The organism is Burkholderia sp. AU18528, from assembly GCF_002223215.2.
Classification (GTDB): domain Bacteria; phylum Pseudomonadota; class Gammaproteobacteria; order Burkholderiales; family Burkholderiaceae; genus Burkholderia; species Burkholderia semiarida.
On sequence record NZ_NKFC02000008.1, the window covers coordinates 90,990 to 105,206 of the forward strand.

Sequence of the window (14,217 nt, forward strand, 5' to 3'; positions counted from 1 at the left end):
ACCGCCGGGTCGCACGGCGGCGGCGCCTGCGAAACAACCGACCCCACGTGAAAAATCCGCCTTGCATAAGTTGCGACTCGCAACTATCGTTGATTGCGATCCGCAACTTTCCGGGGACAAACCATGGACCTCATCGACGTGCCGGCCAAGCCGCGCGACGCAACCATCCTCGAGCTGCGCGACTTCTCGCGCAAGCTGGTGCGCGAGCTCGGCTTCATGCGTGCGACGCTGGCCGACAGCGACTGGGCGCCGTCGGCCGTGCACGCGATCCTCGAGATCGGGATGACGCCCGGCATCAACGCGAAGGATCTCGGCGCGATCCTCCGGCTCGACAAGTCGAACACGAGCCGGCAACTCGCGCGGCTCGAAGCGGCCGGGGTCGTGGAGCGGCGCGTGTCGAGCGAGGACGCGCGCGCGATCGAGCTGTACCTGACCGCCGAAGGCAAGAAACTCCGCAAACGAATCGACACGTTCGCGACCGATCAAGTGTCGAACGCGCTGCGCCGGATGATGCCGGCCGACCAGCAAGCGCTGCTGCGTTCGCTCGCGCTGTATGCCGATGCGCTCGCCCAGGACAATGCGGCCAGGGCGCCCGTTGCACCCGCCGAGGCGCCGTCGATTCGCGACGGCTATCAGCCGGGCTGCATCGGCGACATCGCGAGCCTGCATGCGCGCTTCTACGCGGAACACTGGGGGTTCGGCGCCTTCTTCGAACAGCGCGTGGCGACCGAGCTGGCCGCCTTCGCGGGCGCGCTGCCTGCCGACGGCAAGGCGCTGTGGCTGTGCCAGGAAGACGGGCGCACGCTCGCGTCGCTCGCGATCGACGGCGACCCGGCGACGGGCGTCGCGCACCTGCGCTGGTTCATCGTCAACGACGCGTTGCGCGGCTCGGGCGTCGGGCGCCGGTTGATGACGCTCGCGATGCAATTCGTCGACGCACACCGGTTTCGCGAGACGTACCTGTGGACGTTCAAGGGGCTCGATGCCGCGCGCCATCTGTACGAGTCGTTCGGCTTCGCGCTGACGAGCGAATCCGCGGGCACGCAGTGGGGGACGGAGGTGGTCGAGCAGCGCTTCAGCCGGCCGGGGCCGGCGGGCGGCTGAGGTTCAATGGACCGTCGTCGATCCGGCGGGCTTCATGACGCTCGCTACAGAACGGGGACACGACACGGCGAACGCGCGCGGTCCATCGGCGTATCCGTCCGGCGAGGCATCGAGCAACGTGACGCTGCTGTAAGCCGATGCCGACCGGGATTCGCCAATCGGAACCGGCTGTTGGCGCGGTGAAGACAGTGCGTCGAACGGAGGGCGACGGAGCTGAACCGTGCCTGCGGCGGTTCGAGCCGACGTACGTTGCCGCCGACGGTCGCCGAATGGATCGATCGCCCTATCGCAGCGCGTGCTCCGCCGCGAACGCATCGTCGATGAACCGGATCACGTCGTCGAGCGACGACGTGCACGTGGCGTCCGGGGCAAGCGACCGAAACGCGCCATCCGGCCCGAAGCAGACGAGCGGCTTGCGCCAGCGCTGCGCGAGCGCGATCTCCTCGGCCGTCCCGTGCCCGCCCGGCAGCGCGACGATCAGGTCGCTGCTCAGCACGTTCACATAGTTGCGATTGATCGCGTCCGGCGCGGCGCCCGGTTCGCGCCGCGGCAGCGGCGTGAGGATCGGAATGTCGACGAACGGATGCGGATAGCCGTCGAGCGGCACGAAGCCCGCGACCGGATCGGCCCGTGTCGGCAGGATGCCGATCGATCGGCCGGCCCGACCGGGCACGCCGGCGAACGCGCGCGCGACCGCCAGCATCACGCCCTGCCCGCCGCCCGTCAGCAGGTTGAACCCGGCCTGCGCGAGCCACGCGCCGAGCGGTTCCGAAAACGCGAGCCACGGCTCCTTGCCCGAGCCCATCACGCCGATCGTCCTGTTGTTCCGTTGCATCGTGGTTTCCGGTGAAATCGTGGCGGCATGCGCGCGTCCCGCGCTCATTCGAGCTCGACGCCCTTGAGCTCGGGAATCAGGAACACCGTCGCGACCATGTCGAGCACGTAGAGGCCGGCGAGCAGCGCGATGGCCGTCTGGAACGAGTAGTGCGCGGCGAGCGCGCCGACCGCGACCGGGCCGAAGCCGCCGACCGCGCGGCCGATGTTCCACAGCACGTTCTGCGCGGTCGCGCGTGCGGCCGTCGGATAGCCTTCCGACATCAGCGTCCCGTAGCCGCCGACCATCCCGTTGACGAACATCCCCATCAGCGCGCCGGCCCACAGCATCGCCGTCGGGTCCGACAGCCGCGCATACGCGATGACCGTCACGACCGAGCCGAGCTGGTACAGCAGGAACGTCGGCTTGCGACCGATGCGGTCGGCCAGTTGGCCGAACACCCAGACACCGATCATCATCCCGACGACGGTCGCCGCCGTCCACACGCCCGATTTCGTCAGCGAGAAACCCATCTGCTTCGACAGGAAGGTCGGCAGCCAGATCATGATTCCGTAGTAGCCGAAATTCTGGACCGAACACAGGATCGCAATGCCGACGCTCGTGCGCGCGGTGCGGCCGTCGGCGACGAGCATGCGGAACGCGTTGGACTTCGGCTGCGTCGCGCGCCGCGCGAACGCTTGCGGCTCGTGCAACTTGTTGCGCATCACCCAGGCGAGCAGCGCGGGCAGCACGCCGACCGCGAACATGCCGCGCCAGCCGATGTGGAGCAGCAGCAACGGCGTCACGAGCGCGGCCAGCAGCACGCCGGCCTGCCAGCCGAGCGCGACGTAGCACGACACGCGGGCGCGCTTGGCTGCAGGCCACGCTTCGGCCACGAGCGCCATGCCGATCCCGAACTCGCCGCCGAGGCCGATGCCCGCGATGGTGCGATAGACGAGCAGATCCTGGAAGCCGCGCGCGAATGCGCACAGGCCGGTGAAGATCGCGAACAGCAGGATCGTCCAGGTCAGCACGCGCACGCGCCCGTAGCGATCGCTCAGCGCGCCGAACACGATGCCGCCCGCGACCGCGCCGACCAGCGTCCATGTGACCAGCTCGCCGCCCTGCCCGGGCGTCAGGTGCAGCGCCGCCGTGATCGCCGGCAGCATGAAGCCGAGGATCAGCAGGTCGAAGCCGTCCATCGCATAGCCGATCGCCGATCCGGCCAGCGCCTTCCACGCGTATGCGCCGACCTGCTCCGCGCCCGGGGCCGACGGCCCGCCGAGCGTCGAAGATTTCATGTTTGCCGCCATGGTGTCCTGCCACGAATGTCCGGCGACATTCTAAGGCCTGTGCCCGCGAACGACGCGGGCGGATGCGCGCCGGCCCGCGCTGGCCGGACGGCTGGCGGGAAACGACGGACCACGGCGGCAACGAACGGGGAAGGAAAAAGGAAGGGGAAAGGGAAAACGTCGATCCGGTGCGGCGGCGAGGCCGGCGATGCGCGATCAGGCCGGACACCGGATGAAAGACGGCAGGCGGGAGGAATATCGCCGTCCGGCCCGCCTGCGCGAACCGGACGACGCCGGATGGCCCGGCGGCGCGGCGGGCTTCAGCCCTGATCGTCGCCCGGCCACCAGGTTTTGGCTCCGCGGTCGACGGCAAGCGTTTCGAGATCCTTGCCTTCGAGCCATTTCGGCCGCGGGCCGCGCCCCGACCATGAGCGGCCGGTCGTCGGATCGTAGTACTTCGCGGGCGCCTTGCGCTTGCGCTGGACGATGTAGCCGAGCGCGCTCAGCACTTCCTGCTGCGAAATCCCCAGCAGCTCGACCTGTTCCTTGAAGGCCGCGAGCGCGGCTTGCTTCTCCTTCTGCTTCGCCTCCGACAGCTTGATGTTCAGGTCCCGAAGTTGTGCTTCGAGTTCCTGCAGGGCCTGGGTCATGTATTCATCCTCTTTGGGCATGTTTTTGCAAAAAGCTCCGATGGCCGAACCTACCACGAAGTTCCGCCGATCGGGGCTGTCAAATAGGTGAATCGTCCACCTGAGCCGGCATGATTTGCGCGATGAGCACGAAACGACGTCGTGCGTCACTGACAGGCAGCACCGGCCGGCAACGGGCGGCGCGCCGCGAGTGGACGGCGGCCGCAAGTGATTCGCCGCACCTGTCACGGGCGCGGCATGGCGCGAATGATAGCAGTGCGCGGCATCGTGTTGCAGAAGTCGCCGGCCGGGGTCGATGCGAGCCGGCGGTTCAGCAGTCTTCGCCGCCGGCCTCCCAAGCGATCCGGTCGAACAGCGCGCGCAGCTTCGCGCCGCGCGCCGCGTTCAGCGCTCTCGCATGCGCGACGCGCCCGGCCAGATGCGCGCGGAAATCCGGATGCGCGTCGCGATTCTGCGACGCCGGGCCGTGCCGGATGCAATTGGTCAGGATGGCCTTCAGGCGATCGAACGCGTCGCGCGCCAGGTTCGGATGACGGTTGACCACCACGCCGGCCAGTTGCTGCCGCGTGCCGCGCCGCATCACGCGGGTCTTGCGCAGTTGCAGCGCGAAGCCTTCCTCGAGTGCGATCGCGGCGACCCGGATCTGCAGCCGCTCGACGTCGCGCGCGAGCGCGCCGCCGCCGGAAAACGCGAGATCGTCCGCATAGCGCGTATAGGTCGCATCGAGCGAACGCGCGAGCGCGGCGAGCCGCATGTCGAGCCGGAACGCGCAGAGGTTGGCGAGCGCCGGCGACGTCGGCGCACCCTGCGGCAGATGCCGTTCGCGATAGCGCTGGCGGCCGATCCAGTCGAACCGGTCGCGCAGGTCCGGCGCGAGCAGCCGCGCCGACGGCACGCGATTGGTGCACAGCCCGGTGAGCGTCCGCGCGACTTCGGCCGGATACCCGAGCGTCACGAACAGCGCGTGAACGCGCGCCGCGCGCACCGATACGAAGAAATCCGCGAGATCGAAGCGCACGACGACATCGCGATCCGCATGCGGCGCCGCGAACGACACGATCCCGTGCCCCTTGCGAAATCCGTGTACCGCGCCGTGCGGCGCAACGCGATCGAGCAGCGCGTGCAGGATGCGGCGCTGCGCTTCGCGCAGCCGCCCCTTCGGGATTTCGACGAGCCGGCACCCGCCGCTGCGCTTGTCGACCGCGACGTACGTGTAGTGATGCAGCGGCGTGGCGCTGCCGCGCGCGTCGACGCGCCAGTGATCGGACAGCCAGTCGAGTTCCGGCACGCTCACGCCGAGCCAGCCGGCGAGATCGCCGGGCGTCGGCCAGTGCGGCACGTCGCAGCCGGCGAGCGGCGCCGGCAGCGGCCGCTGCACCAGCGGCCGCCGCACGATGCGGACCACCACGGGCCGACGGTCGCCATGCCAGGCACGCACGAACGCGGGCGCCTCGGCCAGCACCGCCGCGAGCGTGTCCGTATCGGTATCGGCCCACTCCGCGCCGAAGCGGACGAGCGCGAGGCCCGCGCATTCGTGCGCCCACGGCGGCGCTTCGCCGAGCACGGCGGCCATCCGCGCGACGACGCCGTCGCGCTCGGGCGAACCGGCGAGCATCGCCTCGGCAATCGTGCGGGTGGTGTCGCGCAGGGATGAGTGCATGGACGCAGAGGGGCGGGACGACGAGTCAACGTGACGGGTGCTGCGAGGGGTCATGTTGCGCGACGCGCAACGGATTCCCTTGCGGCGCATCGGCGTCTCGATCCGATCCACGGGGTAGCCCCGTAGTCCTGGAACATCGGCTGCCTGTTCCGGGCGTGTGCTTGACCCGCCGCCCCGCGTCGCGACTTTAATGGGCGGCGGCGCCAGGTGTCAAATCGAGCCGGACGACGCACGATGCGCGACGCCGCCCCCGCTTCCCTACATGTTGCCCGCCAGATGAAACCGCGACGCCGGATGCCACAGCCTCACGGACGTGGCGACCTGCTCGCCGACCCACGTGCGGCGTCGCAGCAGCAGACACGGTTCACCGATTTCCATCACGAGATGGCGCCGCACCTGCGCATTGGGCTTCTCCGCGTAGATCCGGAACTCCGCGCGCTGGATCGGCGCCAGTCGCACCATGTAGTGATTCGGCGTCTCGAGCGTGAAGTCCTGCTCCAGATACGCGGGAAACAAGGCCGGATTGACGTAGCGATCCTCGAACTGGATCGGTTCGTCCTCCTCGTAATGCACGATACGCGAATGAAACACGGGCCCGGCGCGCAGCCCGAGCGCCTCGATCGCGTCCGGATCGACGCTGCGCTCGATCAGCAGCACGCGCGCACTGTGCCGATGGCCGCGCTCGGCAATTTCGTCCGCGATGTTGCGGATTTCCAGCACCGTCGACTCGTAATGCCGGCGCTCGACGAACGTGCCGGCCCCCTGGATGCGCGTCAGCACGCGCTCGGCCGTCAGTTCGCGCAGCGCGCGCGACACCGTCATCCGCGCCACGCCGAATTCCTTGACCAGTTCGGCCTCGGTCGGGATCGCGCCGCCGGGCTTCCAGTCGCCCTTCGCGATCCGCTCCACGACGTAGCGCTTGATCTGCTGATAGGCCGGCAATGCCCGCGCCGGCACGGTGTCGGCCGATGCCGACGCCTGCCGTGCGGAAAGTCTGCGTTCCGTTTCGCTCATGCGCCCTCGCGCGAATGAATGTGGGGTGATCGGCCCGTCGTTGGCCGTCGTCACTGCAACGAAGGCGGCACACCCGCGACGATGCCGGCCGCGATCGCGATATCGTCCGCGAGCGGCCGGTCGTCGCGATACGCCGGCACGCGTTCGCGCACATGCCGCCACAGCGCATCGGTCGACGCGGCGCGCGCCGTTTCGCCCGGCTGCAGATCGTACGCCTGCGCGGCGGCGAGCAGTTCGATCGCGAGCACGCGCGTCGTATTCTCGATGATGTCGAGCGCCTTCAGCGCGGCCGGCGTCGCATGACACAGGTGATCTTCCTGCAGCCCCGACGTGATGCCGCCGTCGAGGCTCGCGGGCGCGGCAAGCCGCTGGTTCTGCGCGACCAGCGCGACCGCCGTGTACTGCGCGATCATGAACCCCGAACAACTGCCGCCCGGCGCGGCAAGAAACGCCGGCAGCCCGCTGACGAGCGGATTCACGAGCCGGTCGAGGCGCCGCTCGGCGATCGCCGCGACCTGCGCCATCGCCGCCGCGAGGCTGTCCATCGCGAGCGCGATGCCCGCGCCGACCGCATGCGCCTGCGAATGCACGGCCGGCGTCTCGCGCGTGCCGGCCACGATCGGATTGTCGGTGACGGACGCGAGTTCGCGATCGACCACCTCGGCCGTGACGTCGAACACGTCGCGCGCCGCGCCATGCACGTGCGGAATCGTGCGCAGGCTGAGCGGATCCTGCGTATGCCGGCCGCTCGCCGCGGCAAGCATGCCGCTGTCCGCCAGCAGCGCACGCAGGCGGGCGCCGACCTCGCCGATACCGGGCGAAATCCGCAGCGCGAGCGAAGCCGGATCGAAGGCGGCGAGTTGCCCGCCCAGGTTCTCGAAACTCGTCGCCGCGATCCAGTCGGCCCAGTCGAGCAACCGTTCGGCGCGAGCCAGCGCGAGCGCCGCCAGCCCCGTGACGCACGGCGTGCCGTTGACGAGGCTCAGCCCTTCCTTCGCGCCGAGCACGAGCGGTTCGCGGCCGATGCGCCGCAGCGCGTCGGCGCCGCGCAGGCGTTCGCCGCGATGGCGCGCATGGCCGTGCCCGACACAGACGAGCGCGACATGCGCCATGTGGGTCAGATACCCGACCGAGCCGTGCGCCGGCACTTCGGGCAGGCAATCGTGCTCGAGCAGCGCGACGAGCTGGTCGACGACGTCGGCACGCACGCCCGAATGCCCGTGCGCATAGTTGTTGATCGCGGCCGCGATGATCGCGCGCGTTTCGGCCGCGCCGAGCGGCATGCCGACGCCCACCGCGTGACTCATCAGGATGTTGTGCGACAGCATGCTCTGCTGCGCGGGCGACACGATCACGTCGCACAGCGCGCCGACGCCGGTATTGACGCCGTACGCGCGAATCCCGCGCGCGACGATCTCGTCGACGAGTTCGCGGGCGGCCGCGACACGCGCGCGCGTCTCGTCGGCCAACGCCAGCGGCTCGCCGGCCGCCACGGCCGCGACCTGTCGCCAGTCGAGCGGCTGCGCCGCACGGAATACGGTCATGGCAGCCTCAGTTCGTCGTGCGGTCGTGGTGGCTCGACACGAATTGCCGGAAGCGCTCGGAGGTCTGGCCGCCGAAGACTTCGTCGGGCGTCCCGTCCGCGTCGACCTCGCCCTGATGCAGGAACATCACGCGATTCGACACGTGGCGCGCAAAGCCCATTTCATGCGTGACGACCAGCATCGTGCGCCCCTCCTCCGCCAGCGAGCGCATCACGCGCAGCACCTCGCCCACCAGTTCCGGGTCGAGCGCCGACGTCGGTTCGTCGAACAGCATCACCTTCGGATGCATCGCCAGCGCGCGGGCAATCGCGACACGCTGCTGCTGGCCGCCGGACAGATGCGCGGGATAGTAGCCGCGCTTGTCCGCGAGGCCGACGCGCGCGAGCAGCGCCTCGGCCTCCTCCACCGCTTCCGCGCGACTGCGCTTCTGCACGCGCAGCGGTCCCTCGACGAGGTTGTCGAGCACCGTCATGTGCGACCACAGGTTGAAGTTCTGGAACACCATCCCGAGCTGCGAGCGGATCCGGTCGACCTGGCGCCGGTCGCTCGGATGCAGCTTGCCGTCGCGCGCACGCTTCATCGCCAGCTCCTCGCCCGCGAGCGCGACGGAGCCGTCGTCGGGTGTCTCGAGCAGGTTCAGGCAACGCAGGAACGTGCTCTTGCCCGACCCGCTCGCACCGAGGATCGAGATGACGTCACCCTCGTGCGCGTCGAGCGAAATGCCCTTCAGCACATGGTGATCGCCGAACGACTTGTGGATGTTTCTGACCGACAGCGCGACGGGGGCGGCGGGGTTCATCGGATTCTCCTGGAAAGAATGGGCGCGCTCAGGACGCGACGCGCCGGGCATTGCGGGTCGCCGCGGCTGGCGCACCGGACGGCTTCGGCGCACGCAGGTGCCCCGAGAGCCGCCATTCGAGCGCGCCGAGCAAGCGCACGACGATGAAGTTCAGGCCCAGATAGATCACGGCCGCGCAGACGAACACCTCGGTCGTCCGGTAGGTCTGCTGAATGATCTGCTGCGCGACGCCCGTCACTTCCCACACGGTGACGAGGCTCGCCAGCGCGGTCGACTTGACGAGCAGCACGGCTTCGGTCGAATACGCGGGCAGACACTGGCGCAGCGCGATCGGGCCGATCACGCGCCGCAGCAGCGCGAAACCCGACAGGCCGATCGAATAGCCGGCCTCGATCTGCCCGACCGGTACGGCCATCAACCCGCCGCGCAGGATTTCGGCCGTGTAGCCTGCCGTGCACAGCGCGAGCGACAGCACCGCGCAGACGTACGGCTCGCGCAGCAGCGGCCACATGAAGCTCTCGCGAATCACGCCGAACTGGCCGAGCCCGTAATACACGAGGAACATCTGGATCAGCAGCGGCGAGCCGCGAAACACGAGGATATAGGCCCGCGCGAAGCGGTTCGGCAGCCAGCGCGGCGACACGCGCATCGTGACGATCACGAGCGACAGCAGGCCGCCGAGCACGAGCGATGCGAAGAACAGGCCGAGCGTGGTCGGCACGGCCGCCAGCAACTGGCGCAGCGTGTCGACGAGAAAAGCGAAATCGATGGACATGCCCGTTCTCCGTCAGTTGCGCGCGAAATTGCGGCGGAACGACCGGCCGACGATCGCCTCGGCCCGGTTGAACACGCGGTTCGACAAGCCCGTCATCAGCAGATACAGCGCACCGCCCGCGACGAAGAACACGAAGTACTGGTGAGTCGAATTGGCGGCGATCTGGCTCGTGCGGAGCAACTCGGCAAGCCCGGTGACCGAGATCAGTGCGGAATCCTTCAGGCTCAGTTGCCAGACGTTGCCGATACCGGGCAGCGCGAAGCGAAGCACCTGCGGAACCAGGATGCGCCGCAGCACCATGCTACGCGGCATGCCGATCGAACGCGCCGCTTCGAGCTCGCCTTTCGACACCGCGAGCACCGCCGCGCGATAGACCTCGGCCTGATAGGCGCCCGAGATCATCCCGACCGCGAGCGCGCCGATCACGAACGGCGGCACGCCGATGAAGCCTTCCGCGCCGAACCACTGGCCGACGGCCGTCACGAGCGTCGAGCCGCCGAAGTAGAACAGATAGATGACGAGCAGTTCGGGCACGCCGCGAAATACCGTCGTATACAGATCGCCGAGCAGGCGGGCGGTGCGGTAGCGCGACAGCTTCGCCGCCGCGATCGCCGCGCCGATCACGGCGCCGACCGCCAGCGCGGCGAGCGTCAGCGCGACCGTCATCAGTGCGGCGAGCAGCAGCACACCGCCCCAGCCTTCGGTGCCGAAGCCGAGCATTTCAAGAATCGCCATGCGTGCCTCCCGGCATGTGTTGAGTGAATCCGCTGGATGCGTGCCGCCGCGCGCCGTTCGACGAACTTACGCGACGGCGGCCGAACACGCGCTTACGGGGTGACGTCGGTCTTGAACCACTTGTCGGCGAGCTTCTTCACGGTGCCGTCCGCGAGCGCCGCGCCGATCGCCGTATCGAACTTCGTCTTCAGGTCGGCATCCTGCTTGCGGAACGCGAGCCCTTCGCCCGGCCCCCAGATCGGCCCGCCGAGCTTCGGCCCCGCGAGCACGATCGATGCGTTGTCCTTCTTCGCGTTGTTCGCCGCGTAGTACGTGACGTCGTCGAACGAGGCGTCGATGCGCCCGGCGACCAGATCGAGATCGCGTTCGGGCGACGTCTTGTACACGCGAATCGACGCAATGTCCTTGAAGCTGTCGTTGATGAATTTCGTGTAGACGGTGCCCGACTGGATACCGATCGTCTTGCCCTTCAACTGCTTGCGCAGCGTGTCGACGGTAGGCTTGTCCGCGTTGGCGTCGCCCGTCAGCTTGACGATCGGCGCGCCGGGCGCGGCCTTCGGCAGGATCTTCGTATCGGTGACGGCGAACGTCGCCGGCGTCGCCGCGTACGGACGCGAGAACAGCAGGATCTTTTCGCGCTCCGGCGTGATGGAAATCGCATCCATCAGGACATCGAACTTGCCGGCCTGCAGGCCCGGAATCATCCCGTCCCAGTCCTGCGCGACCATGTTGCACTGCACCTTGATCCGCTCGCACACGTTGGCGAGCAGTTCCGGTTCGAAACCGCCCAGCTTGCCGCCCGGCAGCGTGAGGTTCCACGGTGCGTAGCCGCCTTCGAGCGCGACCGTCACCGTCTTCCATTCCTTCGCCTGCACCGGTGCCGCGAGCGTGGCCGCCGCAGCCGCGATGACGCCGATCGTCCTGATTGCCCACTTGATGCGCTTGCCGTTCACGAGATTCTCCTTGCGTTGAAGTTCGCCATCCCTTCGGTGCAGCGAGCCGCCTCAGGAATTTGTCTATACAAGCATGCAAGAAGAAAAACAGCGAGACAAGCAGTGATCAATAAAAACGCGGGAAACGCGGGAAATCCCCTAATTTCAGGGCTCTGGCGTGCATCGTCGCGGGGAATTCCGGCACATGTTTGGTGCAATTCGAGCGAGCGAATCTCAATGATGACTAGACAAATCCTGAATTCGATCGCGAGTGCGCTCAGACGTGAAACACGTCTGAGGATTCGGGCTCGTACGTGCCTGCGCGTTGCCGGATGCGTTGGCGACGCGCAATACGGCATCTGCATCGGGGTCGGGCAATCCGCCATCGCCAGCGGCGCGGGTGCTGCGTTCGTGCGATGAATATCGGGCGGCAAGTCGCCCGACTGACGCCCGGGAAGCGCGGCTGTACGCTTCGCGGCGGATTGGTACCGCGAGCCGCGAAGGACGCCGATCCTACCGCGCCTGCGGCGCGTCGCGCAGCACGGTCCGCAACGCCGTATCGAACGGCGTCGCGTAATCGATTCCGAGCGCGCGCACGCGCGCCGCATCGAGATGGCAGTCGTACGGGCGCGGCGTTGCGTCGGTCGGCTGCGTGATCGGCACGAGCGACGCGTCGATGCCGAGCGCGGCCGCGATTCGCCGCGCGATGTCGTACTTCGTCATCGGCTCCTCGCTCGACCAATGGCGGATGCCCGTGACGGACTTCCCCGCGAGATGGCGCAGCGTCAGGTCGCGGATGACCTGCGCGACGTCGGGCGTCCAGGTCGGATAACGGATCGCCCATGCGTCCATGCCGACCGCGTCCGCGCCCGGTCGCGCGGACGCGACGACGGCCGGCACGAGGCTCGTGACGGCCGATTCGCTCCAGTCGGCGATCGGGCCGAAGAGCAACGGCAGGCGCAGCACGCACGACAGCGGCGAGGCGGCGAGGAGCGCGGCCTCGCCTTCCAGTTTGGTGCGACCGTAGATGTTCAGCGGGTTCGGAGTGGCGTCCTCGCCGTACGGGGCTGCGTTGCCGTCGAACACGTAGTCGGTCGAGATGCCGAGCGTCCATGCGCCGAATCGCGCGGCGAGCGCGCCGATGCGGGCCGGCGCCGCGACGTTGATGGCGCGGGCCGCGGCCGGGTCGCGTTCGCAGACGTCGGGGCGGCGTTCGGCGGCGCAAATGACGACGGCAGCGGGCCGGCACGTTTCGAACAGGCGCTCGAGAGCCGGCTCGTCGAGGACGTCGAGTTCGGCGATGTTTTCCGGCGGCAATGCGAGCAGTTTTGCGCCGGCGCCTTGCGGGTGCCGGATGGTTGCGAGCAGCGTCAGCGACGGTTCGCGGAACAAGGACGCGGCAACCGCGCGGCCGAGCAGGCCGGACGCGCCGATGACGAGGACGGTGGGACGGTCGATCGGTGAAATCTGGTTTGGCATGGGTGGCGCTCGATCACGGAAACGAATGGATTATCGGGCCTATTGGACAGTATGAACGGCTCGCATCCGGTCGGAACATGATCGCCCGCTTCTTCGCCCCGCTTCTTCGCCTCTTTCTTCATCCATTTCCCGCCCGCCAACGGCTTCGTGCAATGCGTGATCCCCGATGCGGATTCCGGCCGCGAGCGCATGCGCTGCCCGCGGTGCCTGGCCACGACTCCGGTTCCGTCGTCGGCACGCGCGCCGCCCCAGCGTCGCCCGCAAAAACGAAGCCCGGCACGCTTGCACGTACCGGGCTTGTGATACCGAACGGAAACTTCGTCGTGCCTTACTTCCGGTCGACAGAATACCGGCCCGGCCCGCTCAACGCGAGCAACAGCAGCCCGCCGATGATGCTCACGTTCTTGTAGAAGTTGATCATCGCCATGTACTGCTCCATCCCCTGCAGCGCCCAGTAGCGATGGCCGATCAGCGCGGTCGCGAGCGTATAGGCGGCGAATGCCAGCGCGAGCGGACGCGTATAGAAGCCGATCGCGATCAGCACGCCGCCCACCAGTTCGACCGCTACCGCGATCGCGGCCGCGAGTTCGGGCGCCGGATTCCCCGTCGACGCCATGTACGCGACCGTGCCCGAAAAGCCGTGCAGCTTCTGCCAGCCGAACAGCACGAACAGGATCATCATCAGCACGCGAGCCGCCAGCAGCAGCTCGTCCTTCTTCGACTCCAGTGAAACGTAACGCATGGCAATCACCCTTGAATTGACGGTTTGATGCATCCGCTGCCGCTGCGCGTCGAATCGGCGCGCGATGCCGGCAACGGACCACTCTTCGCGCAGTCGCGCGGCAAGCCAGGTGGCCCGCCGCCGAAGAATCCATCCGGTGACGCCGCGACTGACGGCGCGCGCCGGATCGGTTCTGGCGAAGCACGGGTGCAGTCTACTGTCCCACGAAAATTCATCAATCCGCCGAAACACGATTTGCTGTCTCGAAATAGTGGACAATCGCGGGAGAGCGGCCCATCCGGTGACGGCCGGCCAGTGCGGATGGCGGACGATTCGCTCCAGACCAGCCTTGCCAACTGATACCGGCAAGGAAGAACACCTCTCGCCGAGCGATACATTCGCTTGCTGCTTGGCCTGTTCAATCCGGAGAACGGGATGATCGACGTGCGGACGACCGCACTGGCCGACGATCTGAAGCGTGTCGCGCAGCAGCAGTCGAATCTGTCCGACTATGCCGCGCAACTGACCCGGCAGTTCGTGACGTCGTGAATGACTGCGAATGGCAGCCGCATCGCGAAGCGGCAGGCATTGCCGCCAGCAACGGGAAGGAAATCGCGATGATGGCGCCGCGACTGCGACGCCTCGCGCAAGACGGGTCGTTCGGGCACGCAGCGGATGTGCCGCATGCACGGCACGGC

Annotated in this window: 15 protein-coding genes; 3 read left to right on the plus strand and 12 right to left on the minus strand. The window is 68.1% G+C overall.

Annotated features, from left to right (window positions below):
• The first annotated feature begins 123 nt into the window (after window positions 1-123).
• Window positions 124-1,104 (plus strand): helix-turn-helix domain-containing GNAT family N-acetyltransferase, encoded by a 981-nt coding sequence (locus CFB52_RS29920; RefSeq protein ID WP_060009174.1) that lies wholly within the window; start codon window positions 124-126, stop codon window positions 1,102-1,104.
• Window positions 1,105-1,387: 283 nt separating this feature from the next.
• Here CFB52_RS29920 and CFB52_RS29925 read toward each other — a convergent pair whose 3' ends face one another.
• The 12 genes from CFB52_RS29925 to CFB52_RS29980 all read right to left on the minus strand — a co-directional run bounded on the left by CFB52_RS29925 (window position 1,388) and on the right by CFB52_RS29980 (window position 13,540).
• On the minus strand, window positions 1,388-1,939 hold the full coding sequence (locus CFB52_RS29925) for a DNA-binding protein (protein WP_373453026.1): 552 nt from the start codon (window positions 1,937-1,939) through the stop codon (window positions 1,388-1,390).
• 44 nt (window positions 1,940-1,983) lie between these two features.
• Complete coding sequence (locus CFB52_RS29930; RefSeq protein WP_099318266.1) at window positions 1,984-3,231, minus strand: MFS transporter; 1,248 nt, start codon at window positions 3,229-3,231, stop codon at window positions 1,984-1,986.
• 299 nt (window positions 3,232-3,530) lie between these two features.
• Window positions 3,531-3,860: an H-NS family nucleoid-associated regulatory protein gene (locus CFB52_RS29935; protein ID WP_059579344.1), complete on the minus strand. Its 330-nt coding sequence runs from the start codon at window positions 3,858-3,860 to the stop codon at window positions 3,531-3,533.
• Between the two features lie 310 nt (window positions 3,861-4,170).
• Complete coding sequence (locus CFB52_RS29940) at window positions 4,171-5,520, minus strand: reverse transcriptase family protein (RefSeq protein ID WP_099318267.1); 1,350 nt, start codon at window positions 5,518-5,520, stop codon at window positions 4,171-4,173.
• Between the two features lie 258 nt (window positions 5,521-5,778).
• Window positions 5,779-6,534, minus strand: coding sequence for a histidine utilization repressor (hutC, locus tag CFB52_RS29945; protein WP_059638968.1), 756 nt, complete (start codon window positions 6,532-6,534; stop codon window positions 5,779-5,781).
• Between the two features lie 50 nt (window positions 6,535-6,584).
• Window positions 6,585-8,078, minus strand: a complete 1,494-nt coding sequence (hutH, locus tag CFB52_RS29950) for a histidine ammonia-lyase (RefSeq protein ID WP_099318268.1) — start codon at window positions 8,076-8,078, stop codon at window positions 6,585-6,587.
• Between the two features lie 7 nt (window positions 8,079-8,085).
• Window positions 8,086-8,877 carry an ABC transporter ATP-binding protein gene (locus CFB52_RS29955; RefSeq protein WP_099318269.1) on the minus strand — a complete coding sequence of 264 codons (792 nt, stop codon included), beginning with the start codon at window positions 8,875-8,877 and terminating at the stop codon, window positions 8,086-8,088.
• Between the two features lie 28 nt (window positions 8,878-8,905).
• On the minus strand, window positions 8,906-9,652 hold the full coding sequence (locus tag CFB52_RS29960; RefSeq protein ID WP_059579357.1) for an ABC transporter permease: 747 nt from the start codon (window positions 9,650-9,652) through the stop codon (window positions 8,906-8,908).
• A 12-nt stretch (window positions 9,653-9,664) separates the two neighbouring features.
• Window positions 9,665-10,387: an ABC transporter permease gene (locus CFB52_RS29965; protein WP_059638966.1), complete on the minus strand. Its 723-nt coding sequence runs from the start codon at window positions 10,385-10,387 to the stop codon at window positions 9,665-9,667.
• Between the two features lie 92 nt (window positions 10,388-10,479).
• A complete protein-coding gene (locus CFB52_RS29970) occupies window positions 10,480-11,340 on the minus strand; it encodes a transporter substrate-binding domain-containing protein (protein ID WP_059638965.1) in 861 nt (286 codons plus the stop codon).
• Window positions 11,341-11,832: 492 nt separating this feature from the next.
• On the minus strand, window positions 11,833-12,798 hold the full coding sequence (locus CFB52_RS29975) for an SDR family oxidoreductase (RefSeq protein WP_099318270.1): 966 nt from the start codon (window positions 12,796-12,798) through the stop codon (window positions 11,833-11,835).
• 328 nt (window positions 12,799-13,126) lie between these two features.
• A complete protein-coding gene (locus CFB52_RS29980; RefSeq protein ID WP_060309990.1) occupies window positions 13,127-13,540 on the minus strand; it encodes a DoxX family protein in 414 nt (137 codons plus the stop codon).
• Window positions 13,541-13,564: 24 nt separating this feature from the next.
• Here CFB52_RS29980 and CFB52_RS34455 point away from each other — a divergent pair, with 24 nt between their 5' ends.
• Both CFB52_RS34455 and CFB52_RS34845 read left to right on the plus strand, forming a co-directional pair.
• The gene (locus CFB52_RS34455) at window positions 13,565-13,879 is read left to right on the plus strand and encodes a hypothetical protein (RefSeq protein WP_124658550.1); all 315 of its coding nucleotides are present in this window, start codon (window positions 13,565-13,567) and stop codon (window positions 13,877-13,879) included.
• A gap of 42 nt (window positions 13,880-13,921) precedes the next feature.
• The gene (locus tag CFB52_RS34845) at window positions 13,922-14,068 is read left to right on the plus strand and encodes a hypothetical protein (protein WP_180278281.1); all 147 of its coding nucleotides are present in this window, start codon (window positions 13,922-13,924) and stop codon (window positions 14,066-14,068) included.
• Window positions 14,069-14,217 lie beyond the last annotated feature (149 nt).

Excerpts from the sequence above, each read along its gene's own strand:
- CFB52_RS29920 (WP_060009174.1), top strand. The coding sequence starts at position 124 with ATGGACCTCATCGACGTGCCGGCCAAGCCGCGCGACGCAACCATCCTC.
- CFB52_RS29925 (WP_373453026.1), bottom strand. The coding sequence starts at position 1,939 with ATGCAACGGAACAACAGGACGATCGGCGTGATGGGCTCGGGCAAGGAG.
- CFB52_RS29930 (WP_099318266.1), bottom strand. The coding sequence starts at position 3,231 with ATGGCGGCAAACATGAAATCTTCGACGCTCGGCGGGCCGTCGGCCCCG.
- CFB52_RS29935 (WP_059579344.1), bottom strand. The coding sequence starts at position 3,860 with ATGACCCAGGCCCTGCAGGAACTCGAAGCACAACTTCGGGACCTGAAC.
- CFB52_RS29940 (WP_099318267.1), bottom strand. The coding sequence starts at position 5,520 with ATGCACTCATCCCTGCGCGACACCACCCGCACGATTGCCGAGGCGATG.
- hutC (WP_059638968.1), bottom strand. The coding sequence starts at position 6,534 with ATGAGCGAAACGGAACGCAGACTTTCCGCACGGCAGGCGTCGGCATCG.
- hutH (WP_099318268.1), bottom strand. The coding sequence starts at position 8,078 with ATGACCGTATTCCGTGCGGCGCAGCCGCTCGACTGGCGACAGGTCGCG.
- CFB52_RS29955 (WP_099318269.1), bottom strand. The coding sequence starts at position 8,877 with ATGAACCCCGCCGCCCCCGTCGCGCTGTCGGTCAGAAACATCCACAAG.
- CFB52_RS29960 (WP_059579357.1), bottom strand. The coding sequence starts at position 9,652 with ATGTCCATCGATTTCGCTTTTCTCGTCGACACGCTGCGCCAGTTGCTG.
- CFB52_RS29965 (WP_059638966.1), bottom strand. The coding sequence starts at position 10,387 with ATGGCGATTCTTGAAATGCTCGGCTTCGGCACCGAAGGCTGGGGCGGT.
- CFB52_RS29975 (WP_099318270.1), bottom strand. The coding sequence starts at position 12,798 with ATGCCAAACCAGATTTCACCGATCGACCGTCCCACCGTCCTCGTCATC.
- CFB52_RS29980 (WP_060309990.1), bottom strand. The coding sequence starts at position 13,540 with ATGCGTTACGTTTCACTGGAGTCGAAGAAGGACGAGCTGCTGCTGGCG.